Origin of the sequence: Streptomyces sp. NBC_00727 (genome assembly GCF_045161745.1) — a bacterium.
Taxonomy (GTDB): Bacteria; Actinomycetota; Actinomycetes; order Streptomycetales; family Streptomycetaceae; genus Streptomyces.
On sequence record NZ_CP108981.1, the window covers coordinates 5,839,053 to 5,860,873 of the forward strand.

Consider the following 21,821-nt stretch of genomic DNA (forward strand, 5'->3'; position numbering starts at 1 on the left):
ACGAGGACATCCCGACCGCACCGTGATCGCACGCACCGAACGCCGCTCCTTCTCCCGCGCCACAACTCAGTACAGGCCCTAATGACTCCGCGGCGAGAAGCGGACGGCCGCCGCGCACAAGGGAAGTTGGCCGCGCGGGTCGCGGCACCGCACAAAGGCCCCCGGCGATCCTCGGCGCATCGCGGGGGCCCTCGCCGGACTACTCGAACCGCGTCGTGTCGCCGGCCCCCCGGCGTACGATCTCCAGCTCGCCGTTGGAGAAGTCGATGACCGTCGTGGGCTCAGTGCCGCAGTCGCCCGAGTCGATGACGATGTCCACCTCGTGGTCGAGGCGCTCCTTGATCTCCCAGCCCTGGGTCAGGGGTTCGGCCTCGTCGGGCAGGAGCAGCGTGCTGGACAGCAGCGGTTCGCCCAGTTCCGCCAGGAGCGCCTGGACCACGGGGTGGTCCGGGATGCGGACGCCGACGGTCTTCTTCTTCGGGTGCAGCAGCTGGCGCGGCACCTCCTTCGTCGCCGGCAGGATGAACGTGTACTGGCCGGGCGTCGATGCCTTGACGGTACGGAACACGTCGTTGTCGATGTGCACGAACTGCCCGAGCTGCGCGAAGTTCTGACACATCAGCGTGAAGTGGTGGCGGTCGTCGAGGTGGCGGATCGCCCGGATGCGGGACAGGCCGTCCCGGCTGCCGAGCTGACACCCGAGCGCGTAGCAGGAGTCCGTCGGATACGCGACGAGCGACCCGGAGCGGATGTTCTCGGCCACGTTGGTGATGGTGCGCTGCTGGGGATTTTCGGGGTGTACGTCGAAATACTTCGCCATCCGGCGAGTCTACGGGCGGGCGGGCGGGCGGCATGCGGTGCGGCGGATTGTCCGGTCCCCGGAGGGGCAGGACAACCGGTTCGAGTGGCGGGCGCCGCTCAAACCTTTTCGGCCGCTGGTCACGGGGGCGTGAGGCCGGCCGCTCGGGTAGCGCAGGTGGTGTGCATCATGCATGTTGCATGCATCGTGCACACATTCCGTGGTATATCTGTACAGAGAGGTCGCCGTCCCGGCGGGGCAGGCGCACAGCCGTCGTAGGGAGCCGCGCGTGGACATGCCTGTGGACCGGATCGAGTTCGAGACGATGCTCCTCGGCCGGCACATGAGTCTGCTCACCTCGCGGGGCGGCGGGCGGCTCGACCGCAGCGCGTACATCCTCCTCAGCCGTATCCGGGCCCAGGGGCCGATGTCCATCGGCCAGCTGCGCGACGCCTTCGGACTGGACACCTCCACGCTGAACCGGCAGACCGCCGCGATGCTCCGGGCCGGTGTCGTCGACCGCATCCCGGACCCCGACGGCGGGATCGCCCGGAAGTTCGCCATCACGGCCGAGGGCGAACGCCGGCTCGACAAGGACCGGACGGAGAACCGGGAGGGGCTCCGGCGGGTCCTGGCCGACTGGTCCCCGGAGGAGGCCGCCCGCTTCGCGGACGACCTCGCCCGGCTCAACCGGGACATCGAGCGCCTCGACGGGCGGCCCTGGCCGCGCGACTGAGCCGTACGGCGCAAGCCCCGCACGGCGTGAAGCGGAGCTGCGGCCCCGCTTAAGAAAACCTCGATGGACCTGGGGCGCGGGGTACGGCAGATTTCTCCGTGACGGCGGAGGATGGTGCGCGGCAGCCGGTGCGAGCGCGCTGCCACGCCGTCCCTCTCATCCTTCCCCGGGCCGCAGGCTTCCTTCGGCATGCCCCCGGCCCGGGGAGTTCAACTCCGCACCAGGTACAGGGAGCCGCAGCCGTGAAGGCACTCGTGAAGCAGAAGGCCGAGCCCGGACTCTGGCTGATGGACGTCCCCGAGCCCGAGACCGGCCCCGGCGACGTACTGATCAAGGTCCTGCGCACCGGCATCTGCGGGACCGACCTGCACATCCGCAACTACGACGGCTGGGCGCAGCAGGCCATCAGCACCCCGCTCGTCCTCGGCCACGAGTTCGTCGGCGAGGTCGCCGCGATCGGCGCGGACGTCGTCGACATCGCCGTCGGCGACCTGGTCAGCGGCGAGGGCCACCTCGTGTGCGGCAAGTGCCGCAACTGCCTGGCCGGCCGCCGCCACCTCTGCCGCTCCACGCTGGGCCTCGGCGTCGGCCGCGACGGCGCCTTCGCCGAGTACGTCGCGCTGCCCGCCTCCAACGTGTGGGTGCACCGGGTCCCCGTCGACCTCGACGTCGCCGCGATCTTCGACCCGTTCGGCAACGCCGTGCACACCGCGCTGTCCTTCCCGCTGGTCGGCGAGGACGTCCTGATCACCGGCGCCGGCCCGATCGGCATCATGGCCGCCGCCGTCGCCAAGCACGCCGGCGCCCGCAACGTCGTGATCACCGACGTCAGCGAGGCCCGCCTGGAGCTGGCCCGCAAGGTCGGCGTCAGCCTGGCGCTCAACGTCGGCGAGCAGACCATCGCCGACGGCCAGAAGGAGCTGGGCCTGCGCGAGGGCTTCGACATCGGCCTGGAGATGTCCGGCCGCCCCGAGGCGATGCGCGACATGATCGCGAACATGACGCACGGCGGCCGGATCGCGATGCTCGGACTGCCCTCCGAGGAGTTCGCCGTCGACTGGGCCCGGATCGTCACCTCCATGATCACGATCAAGGGCATCTACGGCCGCGAGATGTACGAGACCTGGTACGCCATGTCCGTCCTGCTGGAGGGCGGCCTCGACCTCGCCCCCGTGATCACCGGCCGGTACGGCTACCGCGACTTCGAGGCGGCCTTCGACGACGCGGCGAGCGGACGCGGCGGCAAGGTCATCCTCGACTGGACCGTCTGACCTCCTCACCTCTTTAAGGAATCCGGCATGTTCGACTCCGTACGCGACGATCTGCGCACCACCCTCGAAGAGATCGAGGCCGCCGGGCTGCACAAGCCCGAACGCGTCATCGGCACCCCGCAGTCCGCGACCGTGGCCGTCACCGCCGGGGGCCGCCCCGGCGAGGTGCTCAACTTCTGCGCCAACAACTACCTGGGCCTCGCCGACCACCCCGAGGTGATCGCCGCCGCGCACGAGGCGCTGGACCGCTGGGGCTACGGCATGGCCTCGGTCCGCTTCATCTGCGGCACCCAGGAGGTCCACAAGGAGCTGGAGCAGCGGCTCTCCTCCTTCCTGGGCCAGGAGGACACGGTCCTCTACTCCTCCTGCTTCGACGCCAACGGCGGCGTGTTCGAGACGATCCTCGGCGCCGAGGACGCGGTCATCTCCGACGCCCTCAACCACGCCTCGATCATCGACGGCATCCGTCTGTCCAAGGCCAAGCGCTTCCGCTACGCCAACCGCGACATGGCCGACCTGGAGACCCAGCTCAAGGAGGCGTCCGGCGCCCGGCGCCGCCTGATCGTCACCGACGGCGTCTTCTCCATGGACGGCTACGTGGCGCCGCTGCGCGAGATCTGCGACCTCGCCGAGCGCTACGACGCCATGGTCATGGTCGACGACTCGCACGCCGTCGGCTTCGTCGGCGCCGGCGGCCGCGGCACGCCCGAGCTGCACGGCGTCATGGACCGCGTCGACATCATCACCGGCACCCTCGGCAAGGCCCTCGGCGGCGCGTCCGGCGGCTACGTCGCGGCCCGCGCCGAGATCGTCGCCCTGCTGCGCCAGCGCTCGCGCCCGTACCTCTTCTCCAACTCGCTCGCCCCGGTCATCGCCGCCGCCTCCCTCAAGGTCATCGACCTCCTGGAGTCCGCCGGCGACCTGCGCGAGCGGCTCAACGCCAACACCGCGCTCTTCCGTACCCGGATGACCGCGGAGGGCTTCGACATCCTGCCCGGCGACCACGCCATCGCCCCCGTCATGATCGGGGACGCGGCGAAGGCAGGCCGGATGGCGGAGCTGCTCCTGGAGCGCGGTGTGTACGTGATCGGGTTCTCGTACCCGGTCGTCCCCCAGGGCGCGGCCCGCATCCGCGTCCAGCTCTCCGCGGCGCACTCCACGGACGACGTGAACCGCGCGGTGGACGCGTTCGTCGCGGCGCGCGCCGAGCTGGAGGGCTAGGCCCCGGTCCCGGATCGGTCGCGGGGGCGGTCAGGGCGCCTCCGCGACCTGGGCCGAGGCCCCTCCGCGACCTGGGACAATAGGGCACATGATCGATGCACGGCGGCTGCGCGTCCTGCGTGCCGTGGCGGACCACGGCACGGTGACCGCCGCGGCCGCCGCCCTGTACCTGACCCCCTCCGCCGTCTCCCAGCAGCTCGCCGCCCTGGAGCAGGAGACCGGCCACCGCCTCGTCGAACGCGGCTCCCGGGGCGCCCGGCTCACCCCGGCCGGCGAGATCCTGCTCACCCACACCAACGCGGTGCTGGCCCAGCTGGAGCGGGCGGAGGCCGAGCTGGCCGCGTACGGCTCGGGCGAGGCCGGTACGGTCACGCTCGCCGCGTTCGCCACCGGCATCGGGCTCGTCGTCGCCCCCGCCATCGCCGCGCTGAGCCGGACCGCCCCTGGCATCAAGGTCCGCGTCCAGGACGCCGAGGGCGACGCCAGCGTCCCGATGGTCCTGGACCGACAGGTCGACGTCGCCGTCGCCGTCGAATACCGGGGCGCCCCCGGCGAGGACGACCGCCGCCTCACCCGCGTCCCCCTCTACTCGGAGCCGTTCGACGCGGTGCTCCCGGTTGGCCACCGGCTGGCCGGCCAGGAGCAGGTGGCCGTCGCCGAACTGGCCAAGGACGCCTGGATCGGTCCGTACCCGGGCAACCCCTGTCACGACGTGGTGGTCCTGGCCTGCGAGTACGCCGGTTTCGCCCCGAACCTCGAACACTCCTCGGACGACTTCCACGCGGTGGTCGCACTCGCCGGCGCGGACGCGGGTGTCGCCCTGGTCCCGCGCACCGCCCTGCGCGGCATGTCTCTGACCGGCGTGGTGGTCCGCCCGGTGCGGGGGGCCGCCCCCACCCGCCGCGTCTTCGCCGCCGTACGCCGGGGCGCCGAGGCCCACCCGCTGATCGCACCGGTCCTGGACGCGCTGGCGGGCGCGGCCGGCTGAGGCGGTGGCGGGAACCGAACGGGTGTATGGGGCCTACGGCGATCTGGCCCACACGGCCAGCGCGGAGGCGGAGATCAACGTCGAGCGGGACGCGCTGGGCCGCCCGCTCAGCGAGACGGTCAACGGCTGCACCGCCAGGTACGCGTTCAGACGGTGAGCACCTCACGGTCCGCGCAGTACGGTGGTGTCACCCGCGAATGCACAACGACAGGTCCAGATGGATGGGGTGCCCGGTGGAGCCGGCGAAATGGTCAGCCCCCGTTCGAAGGGTTCCTGTGATGGACGGATGGGGCGGTATCGGTATGCGGTACCGCAGCGAGGACTTCGAGGCTGACGGGGCGCTCCGCGATGTGTGCATCCTGGACGCCTCGATCACGGACTGGCGGAATCTTCTTGAGGGGCTGGAATCTACGGACTGGACCGTCCGATTCGCTTGGACGCTTTCGGAATCGAATGACGGCGTGATTCCCGATGCCGGTAGTTTGTTCGGCCGCCTGGAGAGTGAACCGGAGGAATCTGCGAGCCTGGCTGTGCAGGTGGGTGATATCTGGTTCACCTGTTACTTCTTCGACGTTGACGAGATCGAATTCACGTTTGACCCCGCCGATGTCGATGGTCCTCTGTCCTTCGCTCGTCTGGAAGCGTTTGTCCGGCACCTGGGAGACGCGACTCGCAAGGATGTTGTGGTGACGATGGAGGGGACTGATCACCGTGCCATGCCTGCGCTGATCGAGTACTCCCCGACGTGATTCCTCCTCGTGGGAGACTCCGGGCGGTACCGGGCACGGAGCGAAAGGCGTGCGATGAAGTTCGTGAAGGCGGAGTGGGACGCCGAGGTGCACGGGTTCGATCTGGACCCGAGCGCCTATCTTGGCGAGCTTCCGAAAATGCGGGACGCGTTGCCTCCTGGCGCCTGGGCCCATGCGTCCGACGCGGAGCACTACCGTATGCGCAGCAGTCGTTGCGTGAAGGACCTGGAGCTGGCGGAGATCTCCGTACCGACGGACAAGCGCGGTATCGTCGTCATCGATTTCGCCGCCAACCAGTGGAAACACGAATCCGGCCTTCGCATTCGATACTCGGGTGTATCGCACTTCTCGATCGACTACGACCAGTCGATCGACTGGATGCAGGCCGATACCGTGCTGCTCGACGAAGTCCTTCCCCGGGAGGGCGGCTGCCTGCATGAGATCGCACTGACGGATGCATCAATCACCGTTCACTGCCAGGACTTGGAGGCCGTGTGGGGTGGCACGGAGTGAGGGGCGGCGAAGCCGACTATCTGGACATTCTCTCCCAGTCCGCGGGCCCGGCCGAGTGGATCGCCCTCTCGCGCGTGTTCCTGCCCCGGTTCGTCGAGGTGCGGGGATGTGTGCTGTGGGACCGTTCATACGCCCCCGCAAATTTCCAGCTGTGGTACGACGAATTGAAGGGAGACGTCGCTTCCGTCGAGGCGACCCTCAATCAGTTCCGGCTGTGGATGTACGTCGACTTCGACGACGATCCCGCATCCCGGACGGACGCTCTCGACCTCGCCCGGGAGATCGCCCGCGCCTGGCGCCTCTCCCTCGCGGACGCCTTTCCGCACCGGGCCTTCGACGTCCGGGCGACCGAGACGGTCGACGGCCCGGTCGTCAGCTTCACGAGCCTGCCCGGCACGGGCGGCTGACGGCCGGGCTGCCGCGTCACGCCGGCTGGAGCAGGCCCCAGCGGTTGCCGTACAGGTCCTCGAAGACCGCGACCGAGCCGTAGGCCTCGTGGCGGGGCTCCTCCAGGAACCGCACCCCGGCCGCCGGTCTGCGCGCCGACGCTCGCCGCCTGGGCCTCGTCCTTGGCGCGCGCCAGCAGGAGCCCCGTGCCCTCGGTGCCCCGCGGCCGCACCACCACCCAGCGCGAGCCGTCGCCCCGGTCGGTGTCCTCGACGAGCCCGAAGCCGAGGGCGCCGGTGTAGAAGGAGAGGGCCTCGTCGTAGTGGCGCACGACCAGTTGACCAGGGCGATGTGCGGCATGGAACTCCTCGCGGTGCGGCAGGGCGGCAGGGGCACCGGTCCCCGGACGGGACACTATCCGGATCCGGCATGGACCGCGCCGACCTCGTCGTCCTGCCGGGCGAGGGAGCCCGACCGCTCGCGTGCGCACGGCCGGAAGAGGCAGGATGGGAGGGCCGTTCCGCGCCGTCAGGAGGACCCGCATGTCCAGCACCAGCCAGCCCGCGCCGTTCACCGCCGACGACTACCGGGCCCGGATGGCGCGGGCCGCCGAGACCGCCGCCGCGGCCGGGCTCGCCGGGGTGCTGGTCGCGCCGGGGCCCGACATGGTCTACCTGACCGGCTACGCACCGCCCGCGGACACCGAACGCCTCACGCTCCTCGTCCTCGCGGCGGGCCAGGACCCCGTGCTGGTCGTCCCGACGCTGGAGGCCCCGGACGCGGCGAAGGCGGTCGGCGCCCCCGCCATGACCCTGCGGGACTGGACGGACGGCAAGGACCCGTACGACGTCACCGCGCCGCTGCTCGACGCACGGGGCAGGTTCGGGATCAGCGACAACGCCTGGGCGATGCACCTGCTCGGCCTCCAGCAGCGGCTGCCCGACACCTCGTACGCCTCGCTCACCCAGGCCCTGCCGATGCTGCGCGCGGTGAAGGACGCCCACGAGCTGGCGCGGATCGCCGCCGCCGGAGCCGCCGCCGACGCCACGTACGAGGAGATCCTCAAGGTCCGCTTCTCCGGCCGCAGGGAGACCGAGGTCGCCGCCGACCTGGCCCGGCTGCTCACCGAGCACGGGCACTCCCAGGTGGACTTCACCGTCGTCGGCTCCGGCCCCAACGGCGCCAACCCGCACCACGAGGCGGGGGAACGCACCATCGAGCACGGCGACATGGTCGTCCTCGACTTCGGCGGCCTCAAGCACGGCTACGGCTCCGACACCTCCCGCACCGTCCACGTCGGCGAGCCCACCGCCGAGGAGCAGCGGGTCCACGACATCGTGCGCGAGGCGCAGCAGGCGGGGTGCGCGGCGGTGCGCCCCGGCGTCTCCTGCCAGGAGGTCGACCGGGCCGCCCGCGCCGTCATCACCGAGTTCGGCTACGGCGACCGCTTCATCCACCGCACCGGCCACGGCATCGGCGTCACCACCCACGAGCCGCCGTACATGATCGAGGGCGAGGAGCAGCCGCTGGTGCCCGGCATGTGCTTCTCGGTGGAGCCCGGCATCTATCTGCCGGGCCGCTTCGGCGTCCGCATCGAGGACATCGTGACCGTCACCGAGGACGGCGGGCGCCGGCTCAACGCCACCGCCCGGGAACTCGCGATCGTGGAGTAGGAGCTGGCCGGCGGTCAGTCGTCGGCCAGCACCACGCAGGACTCCGGCGGCAGGTGCAGCATCCCGTCCGGTCCCGGCGGGTCCACCGGCAGCCACGCGGCCAGCACCCGCCCCGGACCGCCCCGGTGCCGCCCGTTGCCCAGCGGGATCGCGGCCGGCTTCCCGTCGAGGTTGACCGCGATCCGCAGATCGCCCCGGCGCACCGCGAGCCAGCGCGCCCCGTCGTCGTACGCGGCCTTCACGCTCGCCAGGTCCGGGTCGCGCAGGTCCGGCAGGGTGCGGCGCAGGGCGATCAGCTCGCGGTACCAGGCGTACAGCCGGGCGTGCGGCTCGCGGTGGAGCTCGTCCCAGTCCAGGCAGGAGCGGGCCCGGGTGGCGGGGTCCTGCGGGTCGGGGATGTCCTCCTCCGCCCACCCGTGCGCCCCGAACTCCCGCCGCCTGCCCGTGCGTACGGCCTCCGCCAGCTCCGGATCGGTGTGGTCGGTGAAGAACTGCCACGGGGTGCGGGCGCCCCACTCCTCACCCATGAACAGCATCGGTGTGAACGGGCCGGTCAGTACGAGCGCCGCCGCGCAGGCCGCCAGCCCGGGGGAGAGGGAGGCGGCGAGCCGGTCGCCGAGCGCCCGGTTGCCGATCTGGTCGTGGGTCTGGGCGTAGCCGACGAAGCGGTGGGCCGCGCCGCGGGTCACGTCTACGGGGCGGCCGTGCGTACGGCCCCGGAAGCTGGAGTACGTGCCGTCGTGGAAGAAGGCGCTCGTCATCGTCTTGGCGAGGCCGGCCAGCGGGGCGGCCGCGAAGTCCGCGTAGTAGCCCTGGTCCTCACCGGTCAGCGCGGTGTGCAGGCAGTGGTGGAAGTCGTCGTTCCACTGGGCGTGCAGCCCGAGCCCGCCCTCCGCGCGCGGGGTCGTCGTACGCGGGTCGCACAGGTCTGACTCGGCGATCAGCGGCAGTGGGCGCCCCAGCTCCGCCGAGAGCGCGTCGGCCGCGGCGGACAGCTCCTCCAGGAACGTCAGCGCCCGGGTGTCGGCCAGCGCGTGCACCGCGTCGAGCCGCAGACCGTCCAGCCGGTAGTCCCGCAGCCAGGCGAGCGCGCTGCCCAGCAGGAACGCCCGCACCTCGTCGGAGCCCGGCGCGTCCAGATTGACCGCCGCGCCCCACGGGGTGTGGTGCGTCTCGGTGAAGTACGGGCCGAACGCGGGGAGGTAGTTGCCCGACGGGCCCAGATGGTTGTGGACCACGTCCAGGACGACGGCGAGCCCCAGGCCGTGCGCCGTGTCGACAAAGCGCTTGAGTCCCCCGGGGCCGCCGTACGGCTCGTGCACGGCCCACAGCGACACCCCCTCGTACCCCCAGCCGTGCACCCCGGGGAACGGGCACACCGGCATCAGCGAGACATGGGTGACACCCAGCTCCTCCAGGTGGCCGAGGCGGGCCGCCGCCGCGTCGAACGTGCCCTCGTCGGTGAACGTGCCGATGTGCAGCTCGTACAGGACCGCGCCCGGCAGGTCCCGCCCCGCCCACTCCGAGCGCCAGGTGTAGGCGTCGTGGTCGACGACCGCCGACTCGCCGTCGGGGCCCTCCGGCTGGCGGCGCGAGCGCGGGTCGGGGCGTACCGGTCCGCCGTCTAGGGCGAAGCCGTACCGGTCGCCGTCCACGGCCTCCGCCTCGGCGGTCCACCAGCCGGTCCGGTCCGGATCGGGCTCCATCGGCAGTGACTCGTCCCTCAGCCGCAGGACGGCCGATCCCGCGTCCGGTGCCCATACCTCGAACAACATGCGGCGCTCCCTCGCTTCCGGGGCCGTCCACCCCGGCCCATGGTCGGCACACGATGCGATCTCCGGCCGATGACACTCTGGATCGAGTCCGACACCGGCGATTAAGGTCTGGAACTGATCACTGCCCTGTCGGGTTCTGTCCTACGCACCCCTCCTACGGCTGTGGAGGCCGAGATGACCGTGCCGCTCTTCCCGCCCGGATTCCTCTGGGGAGCCTCCGCCTCCGCGTTCCAGACCGAGGGCGCCGCCGACACCGACGGCAAGGGCCCCTCCGGCTGGGACGCCTTCGCCGCACAGCCCGGGCGCATCAAGGACGGCACCGACACCGGCCGGGGGACCGGGTTCCACCGGCACTACCGCGAGGACGTCGCGCTGCTCGCCGGACTCGGCGCCGACGCCTTCCGGTTCTCGGTGAGCTGGCCGCGCGTCGTCCCCGGCGGCAGCGGACCGGTCAACCCGCAGGGGCTCGACTTCTACGACCGGCTCGTCGACGAACTCTGCGCCCACGGCATCACGCCCGCGCCCACCCTCTACCACTGGGACACCCCGCTCCAGCTGGACGAGGCAGGCGGCTGGCTCAACCGGGACACCGCCTACCGCTTCGCCGAGTACGCGGGCATCGTCGCCGAACGCCTCGCCGACCGCGTCCCCATGTGGATCACCGTCAATGAGCCCGCCGAAGTCACTCTCCTGGGCTACGCGCTGGGCGAGCACGCCCCCGGCCGCACCCTCCTGTTCGACGCACTGCCCGCCGCACACCACCAGCTCCTCGCCCACGGCCTGGCCGTACGCGCGCTGCGCGCGGCTGGCGCCGGCAACATCGGCATCGCCGTGTCCCACTCACCGGTCTGGCCGGCGGGGGAGTCCGACGAGGACCGCTTCGCCGCCGAGCTGTACGACACCCTCACCAACCGGCTCTTCGCGGACCCGCTGCTCACCGGCCGCTACCCCGACGAGAACTTCGCGGCCCTGATGCCGGGCCCCGTCGAGGACGACCTGCGGACGATCGCCGCCCCGCTCGACTGGTACGGCGTCAACTACTACAACCCGACCCGCGTCGGCGCCCCCGCACCGGAGGCCCTCGACAGCTTCGCCGGCTTCGGCATGCCCGAGGGCCTGCCCTTCGGCATCCGGGAGATCGAGGGCTACGAGAAGACCGACTTCGGCTGGCCCGTCGTCCCGGACGGACTGCGCGAGACCCTCGTACAGCTGCGGGAGCGGTACGGGGACCTGCTCCCGCCCGTCTACATCACGGAGAACGGCTGCGCGGTCGACGAGCCCGCCGAGGACACCCGCCGGATCGCCTTCCTCGACGGCCACCTGAGGGCGCTGAGGGAGGCGATCGACGCGGGTGTCGACGTACGCGGCTACTTCACCTGGTCGCTCACCGACAACATCGAGTGGACCGAGGGCGTCGCCAAGCGCTTCGGCCTCGTCCACATCGACTACGAGACCCTGCGCCGCACCCCGAAGGCGTCCTACGCCTGGTACCGGGACGTCATCAAGGCGCAGCGCACGAGCGGCAACTGAGGAGGCGTCAGTCGTCCCACACCATGTCGAAGGAGCGCTCGAAGTTGATGTAGCCCAGCCGCGCGAACGCCTTCGCCATCGGCACGTTGCCGAGGTCCGTCGAGGCCCGGACGCGCACCACGTCCTCCTGCCCGGCCAGCACCCGCGTGCCCTCGGCGAGGATGTCGTCGATGTAGCCGTGGCCGCGGTGGGCGGGCAGCACCCCGATGTACGCGATGATCGGGTTGTAGCTGTTGCGGGCCGGGATCACGAAGCCCACGGGCTCCCCGTCCGGGAGTTCGGCCACCCGCCACCACTCCCGGGGCGTCGTGTACCCGGCGAACTCCTCGTCGTAGTGCTTCTCGGCGGCCTCGCGCGCCGAGAGGCCGGACGCGAGGTCCTGCTGCCCGTGGGCGTCGAGGGTGCCCTCCATCACCGGTGTCATCAGCGCGAGCAGGTCCTCGCGCCCGGTGACCGGCCGGAACCGCAGCCGGCCGCTCGCGGCGGGCACCGGTGTGCCCGGGCGCCACTCCAGGCGCAGCCGCTCCACGAGCATCCGGGCGCCGGTGCGCTCCATGACCCGCACGCGGGCCTCGACGGCCTCGCGGACGGCCGGGTCCTCGCGCCAGTCGGCCGGCACGAAGCGCCCGTACTCGGGGCGCGGCGTCCTGGCCGGTACGACGGCGGCGGTCGCCGTCTCGACGAGCCGCAGCCCCGCCTCCTCGCGCTCGGCGAGGGGCAGGGTGTCGTCGAGGTCGAAGACGTCGAGCAGCAGCGGCGCCTCGCCGTCCCTGCTCCACCACGCGATCCGCGCCACCACCCGCTCACCGCGCAGCGCCACCCACATCCACTCGGGGCGGCGGCGGCCGGTGGCCAGGTCGTCCGCCAGTTCGTGGTCGAGGACATACGGCAGTTCGAGGAAGAGCTCCAGCTCCTCGGGGCCGTTGAGCGGACGTATGGACAGATCGAGCTGTGCGTCGGGCACTGAACTCCCAGGTTGTACGGGCACGCCAGGGCGATCGCCGGGCGGCAGCGGCAGACCCTAGCAACGTTCCGGAACCGCCGCCCCTGGATATCCGCAGCGGTCCGGAGCAGGCCGCGCGCAGGTCCCGCGCAGGTCAGGAGGGGCGGAAAGGCAGGGTTGTCCTGGACACTTCGGGGCGCTCGGACCGACAATCGGCATGTGACGTCCCCGTTCGAGTTCCACACGCCCACCGCGCGCCTGTCCGACGCGCAGCGCGACCGTGTTCTCGGTGTGCTCAGGGAGGGCGCGGCCCAGGGCAAGCTCTCCCAGGACACCTTCATGCAACGCATGGAGGTGGCGCTGACGACCAGCCGTCCCGATGAGCTGGAAGCCCTCACCAAGGACCTGGAGCGCGAAGGCCGCTGGTCCCGGGGGCTGTTGCGCGTCGTGGGCGGGGTCTCCGGCTTCCCCGAGCGGGTCCGCAGGGCGTGGCGGGCGGAGCGGCTGCCGAAGCTGCTGCTGCCGGCCCCCAGCCCGAGCCCCCTGCTCATCGGCCGCGACCCGGGCAACGGACTGCGCCTCACCCACGAGACCGTCTCCCGGATGCACGCGGAGCTGACCGCGCACGGCGGCAGCTGGCTGCTGCGCGACCTCGGCTCGACCAACGGCACCTGCGTCAACGGGCAGCGTGTCACCGGCACGGTCCCGGTGCGCGAGGGGGACCAGGTGAGCTTCGGCCGCATGATGTTCCGGCTGTCCGCCCCCGCGATCCGGCCGCCCCTCTGACGCCGCCGGTCACGCCTGCTGGTGGAGTCCCCGGCCCGCCAGGGTGAGGAAGGACTCGCCGACCGCCTCGGAGAGCGTCGGGTGCGGGTGGATGTGCTGGGCCACGTCGAAGGGCTCCGCGTCCCAGCCGATGATCAGCTGGGACTCGGCGATCATCTCCGAGACGTGCGGCCCGACCAGGTGCACCCCGAGCACCCGTCCGTCCCGTTCGGCGACCACCTTCACCATGCCGCCCTGCCCGTGCACCATGCCCTTCGCTACGGCGGTCAGCGGCATGGTGTTGACCACCACGTCGTGGCCCGCGTCGCGCGCGGCGGCCTCGGAGAGCCCCACCGCGGCCGTCTGCGGCGCCGAGTACGTGACCCGGGGCACCGCGTCGTAGTCCACCGGCGCGGACCGCCGCCCCGCCAGGGTCTCCGCCACCAGCAGCCCCTCCGCGAACGAGGCGTGGGCGAGCCCGAGGGACGGCGGCGGCAGCAGATCGCCCACCACGTGGACGCCCGGCACCGGGGTCTCCAGCCGCGACCAGTCCGCCGGCGCCACGAACCCCCGCCCGTCGGTGGCCAGTCCGGCGGCGGCGAGCCCGAGCCCGTCCGTTACCGGGACCCGGCCCACCGCCACCAGCAGCCGTTGCGCCTCCACCGTCCGGGTCTCACCGCGCGGGGTGCGGAGCGTCGCCAGGACCCCGTCGTCGAGCACCACCGCCTCCAGCAGCCGGGTGCCCGCCCGCACGTCGATGCCCCGCTTCTTCAGCCCCCGGGTCAGATGGCGCGACACGTCCGCGTCCTCCAGCGGCACCAACCGGTCCGCCGCCTCCACCAGGGTCACCCGCGCCCCCATCGACCGGTGCAGCGAGGCGTACTCCACCCCGATCGCCCCGCCGCCCAGCACCAGCACCGAATCCGGCAGACCGGGCGCGAACAGCGCGTCGTCACTGGTCACCACCCGCCGCCCGTCCGCCGCCAGGCCCGGCAGCATCCGGGGCCGCGACCCCGTCGCCAGCACGATCCCGCGCCGGGCGGCCACCTCCCCGTACCCCTCGACGCGTACCCCGCGCGGCCCGGTCAACTCGGCGCTCCCCGCCACCACGTCCACGTTCGCGTGCGCCAAGTGCGCCTGTACGCCCCGGTGGTTGCGGGACACGATGTCGTCGCGGGTGGCGACCAGCGCCGGCCAGTCCACCGACTCCAGGACCGCCTTCACGCCCCACCGCTCACGGGCCTCCGCGATGCCGTCGACGAGTTCCGCGGCGTGCAGCATCGCCTTGCTGGGGATGCAGCCCCGGTGCAGACAGGTCCCGCCCACCTTGTCGCGCTCCGCGAGGACCACGCTCAGCCCGAGCCCGGCCGCCCGCAGCGCCGTCGAATAACCCCCGGTCCCGCCGCCGATGACGACGACGTCCGCTTCCCCCACCCGCTGCTCCTGTGTCATGGCTCCCACCCTCCGCCCGGTCCTTGCCATGAGTCCAAGGCAATGTTTGTGTGGCTTCCATGCACAGTGCTCATGACGGGGAGGTGCGATGAGCCTGCGGCAGATGGAGTACTTCGTCACGGTGGCCGAGGAGTCCTCCTTCACCCGGGCCGCCGAACACCTCCATGTCACCCAGCCGGCGCTCTCCCACCAGATCAAGGCCCTGGAACGGGCCGTCGGCGGGCCCCTCCTCGAACGGCTGCCGCGCGGCGTGCGCCTCACCCCGATGGGCCGTGCCTTCCTGCCCCACGCCGAACGCTCCGTCCGCAGCGCCGCCCAGGCCCGCCGCGCCGCGCGCGCCGCCGCCGGCGCGCAGGGCGGCGAGCTGCACATCGCCACCGTCCACGCCATCGCCGTCGGCATACTCCCCGACGTCTTCGCCCGCTGGCGCGCCGCCCACCCCGGGGTCGGTCTCGTCCTGCACGAGTACGCCACCACCGAGGCGCTGGAGGACCGGATCGAACGCGGCACCGCCGACCTCGCCGTCGGCCCGCCGCCCGCCGGCTGGAGCGGCCCGGTCGTGCCCATCGGCGCGGAGGACATCGTCATCGTCGTCCCCTTCGACGACCCCCTCGCCGGCCGGGCCTCCGTCCGCCTCCAGGAACTCGCCGACCGGTTCTGGGTGCGCTGCGCCATGGAGGCCGTCGTCGAGGGGCGCCCCTTCCTCGACTGGGCCTGCGCCCGGGCCGGATTCGTCCCCCGTACGGCGGTGCGCACCGAGCACACCTCGACGGCGGTGCGCATGGCGGCGGCCGGTGTGGGCGTCGCCACCGCCCCCGCCCACGTCGTACGGGGAGCGGTCGGCGAGGACTGCGCCCTGCTCACCGTGGACCCGCCCTGGCGGCGCGAGCTCGCCGTCTTCTCGCGCGTCGCGCTCACCGGTGCGGCCGCCGCGTTCACCGACCTGCTCGCCGACGTCCGGCGCGGCGCCGAGGCGGCCCCCGTGTCACCCGGACGGCCGCGCGCCGACTGCGACGCGCCCGTTCAGGTGATGCCCTGAGAGGGACCGCGCCGCGCACCGGCGCACCGACGTGACCGGGGGAACGCCATGCAGGCCGACGCGCCCCGAGACATACCGGCCCCGACCACCTCGCCCGAGCCCCGGGCCCCCGCCACCCGGTCCGCGCGATCCCGCCGGACCGGCCGGCCCTCCACCGGCCCCAGCCTGCTGGCACGCGGCGCCGCCCGGGACCCGTACCGCTTCTACCGGATGCTGCGCGAGCAGTACCCGCTCAGCTACGACGCGCCCCTCGGCGCCTGGCTGATCAGCCGGTACGACGACGTCACCGCCGCCCTCACCGACCCCCGGTTCACCGGCTTCCCGCACGACGGGGCGCCGAGGGGCGGCCCCGCACCGATCGGCCTGTGCCACGGCAGCCCGCGCTGCCTGCCCACCGACCGCTACACCGTGGTGACCGGCACCGTCCCCGCCGGCCTCGCCGAGCGCGTGGAACGCACCGCCTACGTGCTGGCCCGGCGCATCGCCCGCCGCCCCCGCGCCGACCTCGTCGAGGAGTTCTGCCGCTGGCTGCCCGCCGCGTCCGGCGCGGACCCGGACGGCGGGGAGGGAGCGGGCGGCCCTGCCGCCGCGGACGGCCCCTGCCTCCGGGACACCGCCCTGCGCCGCACCGCGCTCGCCTCGCTCCTCGCCAACCTGCTGGACGACCCCGACCTGCTGGCCGCCCTGCGCATCGAACCCGCGCTCACCGGCCGGGCCTGGACGGAGTCGCTGCGCCACGATCCGCCGGTCCAGGTCGTCCTGCGCCGCACGGTCGCCGAAGTCACCCTCAGCGGCGGCACGCTCCCCGCTCGGGCGCCCGTCGCCTGCCTCGTCGGGGCCGCCGCGCGGGACCCGCAACGGTTCGCCGCCCCGGACGTCTTCGACCCGTTCCGCCCGGACCAGGACCGCACGCTGACCGGTCCGCCGGGCTGCCCGGCCGTGGCGCTCAGCCGCCTGGAGGCCGAACAGGGGCTGCGCGCCCTGCTCGACGCGATGCCCCGCCTCCGCTGGGAGGGGGGCTTCCGTCCGGCCGCCACGGGCCTGCTGACGAGGGGCCCGCGCTCCCTCCTCGTCCGGCCGGGCTGAGCCCTCACCCCCGTACGAGCAACGCCACCGGCCGCTCCGCGAACAGTTCCGCCACCTCGGCCGTGCCGCCCGTGAACTCGCGGCCGGGTGTGAGGAGGTCCCGCCACACCCCGTCGTCGGGCAGGGCGAGCCGCGTCCCGCGCCAGCCGCCGGACTCCGCGAGCCGCAGGGACAGCCGGGTCACCGCCGTGACCACCTCGCCCGAGCGGCAGAACGCCAGGCAGTGCGCCGCCGCCGGGCCCGAGGCGCGCAGCGGGGCGTACGTGCCGGACTCGCCGAACACCGCGGGCCGCTCCCGCCGCAGCCGCAGCGCCGCGGCGGTCAGCTCCGCCTTCTCGTCGGCGGGCGCGTCCGGCGACGGCTCCCGGAACGGCCGCCGGTTGTCCGGGTCGACCAGCGCCAGATACGCGCGCTCGGTGCCCTGGTAGAGATCCGGCACCCCGGGCATCGTCAGGTGCACCAGCGCCGCGCCCAGGGACTGCGCCCGTACATGGGTGGCGAGCGGGGCGGCGAACTCCTCCACGAGGGACCGCACGGGCCCGGTGTCAGCGGCGGGCCCGGCGGCGATGAAGTCCGACGCCATCCGCTCGTACACCGGATCGGGCTCCGTCCAGCTCGTGGACAGGCCCGACTCGCGCACCGCCTTCAGCAGCGCCGGCTCCAGCCGGGCCGCCCGCTCCTCCGCCGGAATCCCCGCGCAGCCGACCGCCGTCTGCCACGCCTGCCAGGCCAGCTGCGGATCGGGCGCGGCCTGGGCGGACCGGGCGAGCCCCGCCACCAGACCCGCCCACCGCCCCGGGCACTGCGACAGCACCGCGATGCCCGCCCGCACATCGGCGCTGCGCTTCGTGTCATGCGTCGTCAGGGCCGTCCCGGTGGCGGGCCAGTCGCGGGCGAGCCGGGTGCAGAAGGCGTGGAAGTCCTCCGGTTCGACCGCCGGGTGCCCAGGGTCGCCGCCCACCTCGTTCGCCGAGATCAGCGGCAGGTAGCGGTAGTACGCCGTGTCCTCGACCGCCTTCGCCCGCAACGCGGACGACGTCTGGGCGAACCGCGCACAGAACGCCGCCCGGTCGGAGCCGCCACCCAGCCGACCCAGCGCCAGGTCCCGCACCACGTCGACGGCCGAGGCCTCCTCCCGTACCGCGAACACCGCCTTGGCGTCGCTCACCGCCGTCGCGTCGAGCGTCGCCCCGGCCGCCTCGGAGCAGGGGCCGCCCGCCGTCACGTACGGGCGGTAGACCGGGACGCGGACCAGCAGCTCGCGCACGGCGGTGCGCAGCGCCCAGGGGGCGTGGTCGCGCAGGGCGGGGTCCCCGGCGCAGATGCGGGAGGCCAGCCGGGTCAGCAGCTCGGTCTCCGCCGCCAGTTCATGGGTGACGACGCGGTACGCGGCCCGGCGCACGGTCGCCGTCCAGTAGCCGCCCCGGTCGCCGGCCGGGGACGCGGCCTCGCGGTAGTGGCCCAGCAGCTCGGCGGCGCCCCGGGGGTCGGTGAAGAGTCCGTCGATCCGGTACAGCGCGTCGTACCCCGTGGTCCCGGCCACCGCCCAGCCGGCCGGCAGCTGCTCGGAGCCGGTGAGGATCTTCTCCACCACCGTCCAGACCCCGCCGCTCTCCTCGGAGAGCCGCGACAGATAGCCGGCCGGGTCGGCGAGGCCGTCCGGGTGGTCGATCCGCAGGCCGTCCACCACGCCGGCGCGTACCAGTTCGAGGATCTTGCCGTGGGTGGCGGCGAAGACCTCCGGGTCCTCCACCCGCACGCCGATCAGGTCCGAGATGGTGAAGAACCGCCGGTAGTTCAGCTCGGTGCGGGCCAGCCGCCACCAGCCGAGCCGGTAGTGCTGGGCGTCCAGCAGCTCCGGCAGCGGAAGGTGGGCGGTGCCGGCCCGGAGCGGGAACTCCTGCTCGCCGTAACGCAGCACCTCGCCGTCGACCCGCATCCCGTCCATCTCGTCGCCGATCCGGCCGCCCAGCACCGGCAGCAGCATCCGGCCGTCGCCGGCCGCCCAGTCGATGTCGAACCAGCGGGCGTACGGGGACTCCGGGCCCTCGCGCAGCACCTCGCGCAGGGCGTGGTTGTGCCGGGGGTCGGCCGCCATGTGGTTGGGCACGATGTCCAGGACCAGGCCGAGCCCGTGCTCGCGGGCCGTGTGCGCCAGCCGCCGCAGCCCGTCCTCGCCGCCCAGCTCGGCCCGGACCCGGCCGTGGTCGGTGACGTCGTAGCCGTGCCGGGAGCCCGGCACGGCCTCCAGGACCGGGGAGAGATGCAGATGGGAGACGCCGAGCGAGGCGAGATACGGCACGGCGTCCTCGGCGGCCCGGAACGGGAACTCCGGCTGGAGCTGCAGCCGGTACGTGGCGGTAGGCGTCATGGGAACCTTCGTACCCACATCCGGGCCGCCTGTGTCACCCCGCCCGGAACAAGGCCACGACGGGGTGACACGGGCGGCCCGGCCGGCCCGGTCAGGCGGGCCGCTGCAGCACCACCATGCTGCGCCCCACGAGCGTCACCCGTTCGCCCGCCGCCACTTTCGGCCCCGCCCCGGTCAGCACCCCGGCCGGGCGGGCGGTGTCCACCACGGCGTGCCACTGCCGGCCGTGGTTGACGGGCACCGCGAACTGAAGGGTCTCGGCGCTCGCGTTGAACATCAGCAGGAACGAGTCGTCGGAGATCCGCTCCCCGCGCGGCCCCGGCTCCGAGATGGCGTGACCGTTCAGGAACACCGTCAGGGCCTTGGCGTGGGCGGCCTGCCAGTCCCGCTGGGTCATCTCCTTGCCCTGGGGGGTGAACCAGGCGATGTCCGAGAGCTCGTCGTGCGTGCCCTCCACCGGGCGGCCGTGGAAGAACCGGCGGCGGCGGAAGACCGGGTGGTCGCGGCGCAGCCACACCATCGCCCGGGTGAACTCGAGGAGGCTCATGCCCGCCGCCTCGCCGTCCGGCTCCTCGTCCTCCTCCTCGTCCTCGCCGTCGGCGCCCAGCGCGGCGGCGGGCTCGGGCCAGTGCACCCAGGACAGCTCGTTGTCCTGGCAGTAGGCGTTGTTGTTGCCCTGCTGGGTGCGGCCGAACTCGTCGCCGTGGCTGAGCATGGGCACGCCCTGCGACAGCATCAGCGTGGCGATGAAGTTGCGCATCTGGCGCTCGCGCAGCTCCAGCACCTCGGGTGCGTCGGTCTCGCCCTCGGCGCCGCAGTTCCAGGACCGGTTGTGGCTCTCGCCGTCCCGGTTGCCCTCGCCGTTGGCGTCGTTGTGCTTGTCGTTGTACGAGACCAGGTCGTGCAGGGTGAAGCCGTCGTGGCAGGTGGTGAAGTTGATCGAGGCCAGGGGGCGCCGCCCGTCATCCTGGTACAGGTCCGACGAACCGGTCAGCCGTCCGGCGAACTCCGCGAGGGTCCGCGGCTCGCCCCGCCACAGGTCGCGGACCGTGTCCCGGTACTTGCCGTTCCACTCGGTCCACAGCGGCGGGAAGTTCCCCACCTGGTAGCCGCCCTCGCCCACGTCCCACGGTTCGGCGATCAGCTTCACCTGGCTGACCACCGGGTCCTGCTGCACCAGGTCGAAGAACGACGACAGCCGGTCCACCTCGTGGAACTGGCGCGCCAGCGTGGCCGCCAGGTCGAAGCGGAAGCCGTCCACATGCATCTCGGTCACCCAGTACCGCAACGAGTCCATGATCATCTGGAGCACGTGCGGCGAGCGCATGAGCAGGGAGTTGCCGGTCCCCGTGGTGTCCATGTAGTAGCGCTGGTCGTCGGTCAGCCGGTAGTACGAGGCGTTGTCCAGTCCCCGGAAGGACAGCGTGGGCCCCAGGTGGTTGCCCTCGGCGGTGTGGTTGTAGACCACGTCGAGGATCACCTCGATGCCCGCCTGGTGCAGGGCGCGCACGGCCTGCTTGAACTCCAGGACCTGCTCGCCCCGGTCGCCCCAGGAGGCGTAGGCGTTGTGCGGGGCGAAGAACCCGATCGTGTTGTAACCCCAGTAGTTGGCGAGCCCCGCGTCCGCCAGCCGGTGGTCCTGCACGAACTGGTGCACCGGCATCAGTTCGATCGCCGTGACGCCCAGCTCCGTCAGGTGGGCGATGATCTCCGGATGCGCCAGCCCGGCGTACGTGCCGCGCAGCTCCTTGGGCAGCCCCGGATGGAGCATCGTCAGGCCCTTCACATGGGCCTCGTAGATCACCGTGCGGTGGTAGTCCGTACGGGGGCGCCGGTCGTCGCCCCAGTCGAAGTACGGGTTCACCACGACCGAGGACATCGTGTGCGGGGCGGAGTCGAGGTCGTTGCGCGCGTCCGGCTTCCCGAAGGGGTAGCCGTACACCTCCTCGCCCCACTTGATCCGCCCGGAGACCGCGCGCGCGTACGGGTCGAGGAGCAGCTTGGCGGAGTTGCACCGGATGCCCCGCTCCGGTTCGTACGGGCCGTGCACCCGGAATCCGTAGCGCTGACCGGGCATCACTCCGGGCAGATACGCGTGCCGGACGAAGGCATCGGTCTCTCTCAGCTCCACCGCCGTCTCGGAACCGTCGTCGTGCAGCAGGCACAACTCGATTCGGTGGGCGGCCTCCGAGAAGACCGCGAAGTTGGTCCCGGCGCCGTCGTACGTGGCACCGAGCGGGTACGCCTGTCCCGGCCACACCTGCATGGATTCGACTCTTCCAGTTCTGCCGCGGTCGCCTGGGGAACTACGGGGCCGCCTGGGGGCCCCGGCCCAGATCTTCCCCGAAAGAGCCCCCCTTACCTAGGACGTCGGCCGGTCGGTCAACCTCGTGCCTCTCCGTGTCGCCCGGAACCGGCCTCCGATCGCACCCGGTCCACGGCTGTCCGGTTCACGGTCCTCGCTGGGGTGTTTAATCACTATGAATCCGCTCACTCCCGTCGAACCCGGCGACCGGAACAGGT

19 protein-coding genes and 1 pseudogene are annotated in these 21,821 nt (G+C 72.6%); 13 read left to right on the forward strand and 7 right to left on the reverse strand.

Annotated elements, in window-relative coordinates; all coding sequences use genetic code 11:
* Nucleotides 1-199: 199 nt before the first annotated feature.
* Nucleotides 200-820 carry an L-threonylcarbamoyladenylate synthase gene (locus OG242_RS26415; RefSeq protein WP_405900509.1) on the reverse strand — a complete coding sequence of 207 codons (621 nt, stop codon included), beginning with the start codon at nt 818-820 and terminating at the stop codon, nt 200-202.
* 268 nt (nt 821-1,088) lie between these two features.
* On the opposite strand from OG242_RS26415, the gene OG242_RS26420 reads away from it, so the two are divergent.
* From OG242_RS26420 to OG242_RS26455, 8 genes are all read left to right on the forward strand, one after another.
* A complete protein-coding gene (locus OG242_RS26420; protein ID WP_405900510.1) occupies nt 1,089-1,535 on the forward strand; it encodes a MarR family winged helix-turn-helix transcriptional regulator in 447 nt (148 codons plus the stop codon).
* Nucleotides 1,536-1,777: 242 nt separating this feature from the next.
* The gene (gene tdh, locus OG242_RS26425) at nt 1,778-2,806 is read left to right on the forward strand and encodes an L-threonine 3-dehydrogenase (protein ID WP_132901106.1); all 1,029 of its coding nucleotides are present in this window, start codon (nt 1,778-1,780) and stop codon (nt 2,804-2,806) included.
* Nucleotides 2,807-2,833: 27 nt separating this feature from the next.
* Complete coding sequence (locus tag OG242_RS26430) at nt 2,834-4,027, forward strand: glycine C-acetyltransferase (protein ID WP_405900511.1); 1,194 nt, start codon at nt 2,834-2,836, stop codon at nt 4,025-4,027.
* A gap of 88 nt (nt 4,028-4,115) precedes the next feature.
* On the forward strand, nt 4,116-5,015 hold the full coding sequence (locus tag OG242_RS26435; RefSeq protein WP_405900512.1) for a LysR substrate-binding domain-containing protein: 900 nt from the start codon (nt 4,116-4,118) through the stop codon (nt 5,013-5,015).
* Between the two features lie 4 nt (nt 5,016-5,019).
* Nucleotides 5,020-5,172: a hypothetical protein gene (locus OG242_RS26440; protein WP_405900513.1), complete on the forward strand. Its 153-nt coding sequence runs from the start codon at nt 5,020-5,022 to the stop codon at nt 5,170-5,172.
* A 121-nt stretch (nt 5,173-5,293) separates the two neighbouring features.
* Nucleotides 5,294-5,764 (forward strand): hypothetical protein, encoded by a 471-nt coding sequence (locus tag OG242_RS26445; protein WP_405900514.1) that lies wholly within the window; start codon nt 5,294-5,296, stop codon nt 5,762-5,764.
* Nucleotides 5,765-5,818: 54 nt separating this feature from the next.
* The gene (locus OG242_RS26450) at nt 5,819-6,277 is read left to right on the forward strand and encodes a hypothetical protein (protein ID WP_405900515.1); all 459 of its coding nucleotides are present in this window, start codon (nt 5,819-5,821) and stop codon (nt 6,275-6,277) included.
* The gene (locus OG242_RS26455) at nt 6,274-6,684 is read left to right on the forward strand and encodes a hypothetical protein (RefSeq protein WP_405900516.1); all 411 of its coding nucleotides are present in this window, start codon (nt 6,274-6,276) and stop codon (nt 6,682-6,684) included. Before OG242_RS26450 ends, OG242_RS26455 begins: the two co-directional genes overlap by 4 nt.
* Nucleotides 6,685-6,700: 16 nt before the next feature.
* On the opposite strand, the pseudogene OG242_RS26460 reads toward OG242_RS26455, so the two are convergent.
* Nucleotides 6,701-7,024 (reverse strand): annotated as a pseudogene (locus tag OG242_RS26460) (VOC family protein).
* Nucleotides 7,025-7,206: 182 nt separating this feature from the next.
* Between OG242_RS26460 and OG242_RS26465 the strand changes: the two are divergent.
* Nucleotides 7,207-8,337 (forward strand): aminopeptidase P family protein, encoded by a 1,131-nt coding sequence (locus OG242_RS26465; protein WP_018523670.1) that lies wholly within the window; start codon nt 7,207-7,209, stop codon nt 8,335-8,337.
* Nucleotides 8,338-8,351: 14 nt separating this feature from the next.
* Here OG242_RS26465 and treZ read toward each other — a convergent pair whose 3' ends face one another.
* The gene (gene treZ / locus OG242_RS26470) at nt 8,352-10,112 is read right to left on the reverse strand and encodes a malto-oligosyltrehalose trehalohydrolase (RefSeq protein WP_405900517.1); all 1,761 of its coding nucleotides are present in this window, start codon (nt 10,110-10,112) and stop codon (nt 8,352-8,354) included.
* Between the two features lie 174 nt (nt 10,113-10,286).
* Between treZ and OG242_RS26475 the strand changes: the two genes are divergently transcribed.
* Complete coding sequence (locus tag OG242_RS26475; protein ID WP_405900518.1) at nt 10,287-11,642, forward strand: GH1 family beta-glucosidase; 1,356 nt, start codon at nt 10,287-10,289, stop codon at nt 11,640-11,642.
* A gap of 7 nt (nt 11,643-11,649) precedes the next feature.
* Here the strand turns inward: OG242_RS26475 and OG242_RS26480 are convergent, their stop codons facing one another.
* Nucleotides 11,650-12,606, reverse strand: a complete 957-nt coding sequence (locus OG242_RS26480) for a GNAT family N-acetyltransferase (RefSeq protein WP_405900519.1) — start codon at nt 12,604-12,606, stop codon at nt 11,650-11,652.
* 198 nt (nt 12,607-12,804) lie between these two features.
* On the opposite strand from OG242_RS26480, the gene OG242_RS26485 reads away from it, so the two are divergent.
* A complete protein-coding gene (locus OG242_RS26485; protein WP_405900520.1) occupies nt 12,805-13,371 on the forward strand; it encodes an FHA domain-containing protein in 567 nt (188 codons plus the stop codon).
* 9 nt (nt 13,372-13,380) lie between these two features.
* Here the strand turns inward: OG242_RS26485 and lpdA are convergent, their stop codons facing one another.
* A complete protein-coding gene (gene lpdA / locus OG242_RS26490; protein ID WP_405900521.1) occupies nt 13,381-14,802 on the reverse strand; it encodes a dihydrolipoyl dehydrogenase in 1,422 nt (473 codons plus the stop codon).
* An 88-nt stretch (nt 14,803-14,890) separates the two neighbouring features.
* Between lpdA and OG242_RS26495 the strand changes: the two genes are divergently transcribed.
* Both OG242_RS26495 and OG242_RS26500 read left to right on the forward strand, forming a co-directional pair.
* A complete protein-coding gene (locus OG242_RS26495) occupies nt 14,891-15,841 on the forward strand; it encodes a LysR substrate-binding domain-containing protein (protein WP_405900522.1) in 951 nt (316 codons plus the stop codon).
* 48 nt (nt 15,842-15,889) lie between these two features.
* A complete protein-coding gene (locus OG242_RS26500; RefSeq protein ID WP_405900523.1) occupies nt 15,890-16,927 on the forward strand; it encodes a cytochrome P450 in 1,038 nt (345 codons plus the stop codon).
* Nucleotides 16,928-16,931: 4 nt separating this feature from the next.
* Here OG242_RS26500 and treY read toward each other — a convergent pair whose 3' ends face one another.
* Both treY and glgX read right to left on the reverse strand, forming a co-directional pair.
* A complete protein-coding gene (gene treY / locus OG242_RS26505; protein ID WP_405900524.1) occupies nt 16,932-19,298 on the reverse strand; it encodes a malto-oligosyltrehalose synthase in 2,367 nt (788 codons plus the stop codon).
* A 91-nt stretch (nt 19,299-19,389) separates the two neighbouring features.
* Entirely contained in the window at nt 19,390-21,564 is a 2,175-nt protein-coding gene (gene glgX / locus OG242_RS26510) for a glycogen debranching protein GlgX (protein ID WP_405900525.1), read from the reverse strand.
* Between the last annotated feature and the right edge of the window lie 257 nt (nt 21,565-21,821).

Bases quoted from the DNA above. Each gene is read 5' to 3' on its own strand.
- OG242_RS26475 (WP_405900518.1), top strand. From the start codon at position 10,287: ATGACCGTGCCGCTCTTCCCGCCCGGATTCCTCTGGGGAGCCTCCGCC.
- OG242_RS26495 (WP_405900522.1), top strand. From the start codon at position 14,891: ATGAGCCTGCGGCAGATGGAGTACTTCGTCACGGTGGCCGAGGAGTCC.
- OG242_RS26500 (WP_405900523.1), top strand. From the start codon at position 15,890: ATGCAGGCCGACGCGCCCCGAGACATACCGGCCCCGACCACCTCGCCC.
- OG242_RS26430 (WP_405900511.1), top strand. From the start codon at position 2,834: ATGTTCGACTCCGTACGCGACGATCTGCGCACCACCCTCGAAGAGATC.
- OG242_RS26445 (WP_405900514.1), top strand. From the start codon at position 5,294: ATGGACGGATGGGGCGGTATCGGTATGCGGTACCGCAGCGAGGACTTC.
- treY (WP_405900524.1), bottom strand. From the start codon at position 19,298: ATGACGCCTACCGCCACGTACCGGCTGCAGCTCCAGCCGGAGTTCCCG.
- OG242_RS26465 (WP_018523670.1), top strand. From the start codon at position 7,207: ATGTCCAGCACCAGCCAGCCCGCGCCGTTCACCGCCGACGACTACCGG.
- treZ (WP_405900517.1), bottom strand. From the start codon at position 10,112: ATGTTGTTCGAGGTATGGGCACCGGACGCGGGATCGGCCGTCCTGCGG.
- OG242_RS26415 (WP_405900509.1), bottom strand. From the start codon at position 820: ATGGCGAAGTATTTCGACGTACACCCCGAAAATCCCCAGCAGCGCACC.
- OG242_RS26435 (WP_405900512.1), top strand. From the start codon at position 4,116: ATGATCGATGCACGGCGGCTGCGCGTCCTGCGTGCCGTGGCGGACCAC.
- lpdA (WP_405900521.1), bottom strand. From the start codon at position 14,802: ATGACACAGGAGCAGCGGGTGGGGGAAGCGGACGTCGTCGTCATCGGC.
- glgX (WP_405900525.1), bottom strand. From the start codon at position 21,564: ATGCAGGTGTGGCCGGGACAGGCGTACCCGCTCGGTGCCACGTACGAC.
- OG242_RS26450 (WP_405900515.1), top strand. From the start codon at position 5,819: ATGAAGTTCGTGAAGGCGGAGTGGGACGCCGAGGTGCACGGGTTCGAT.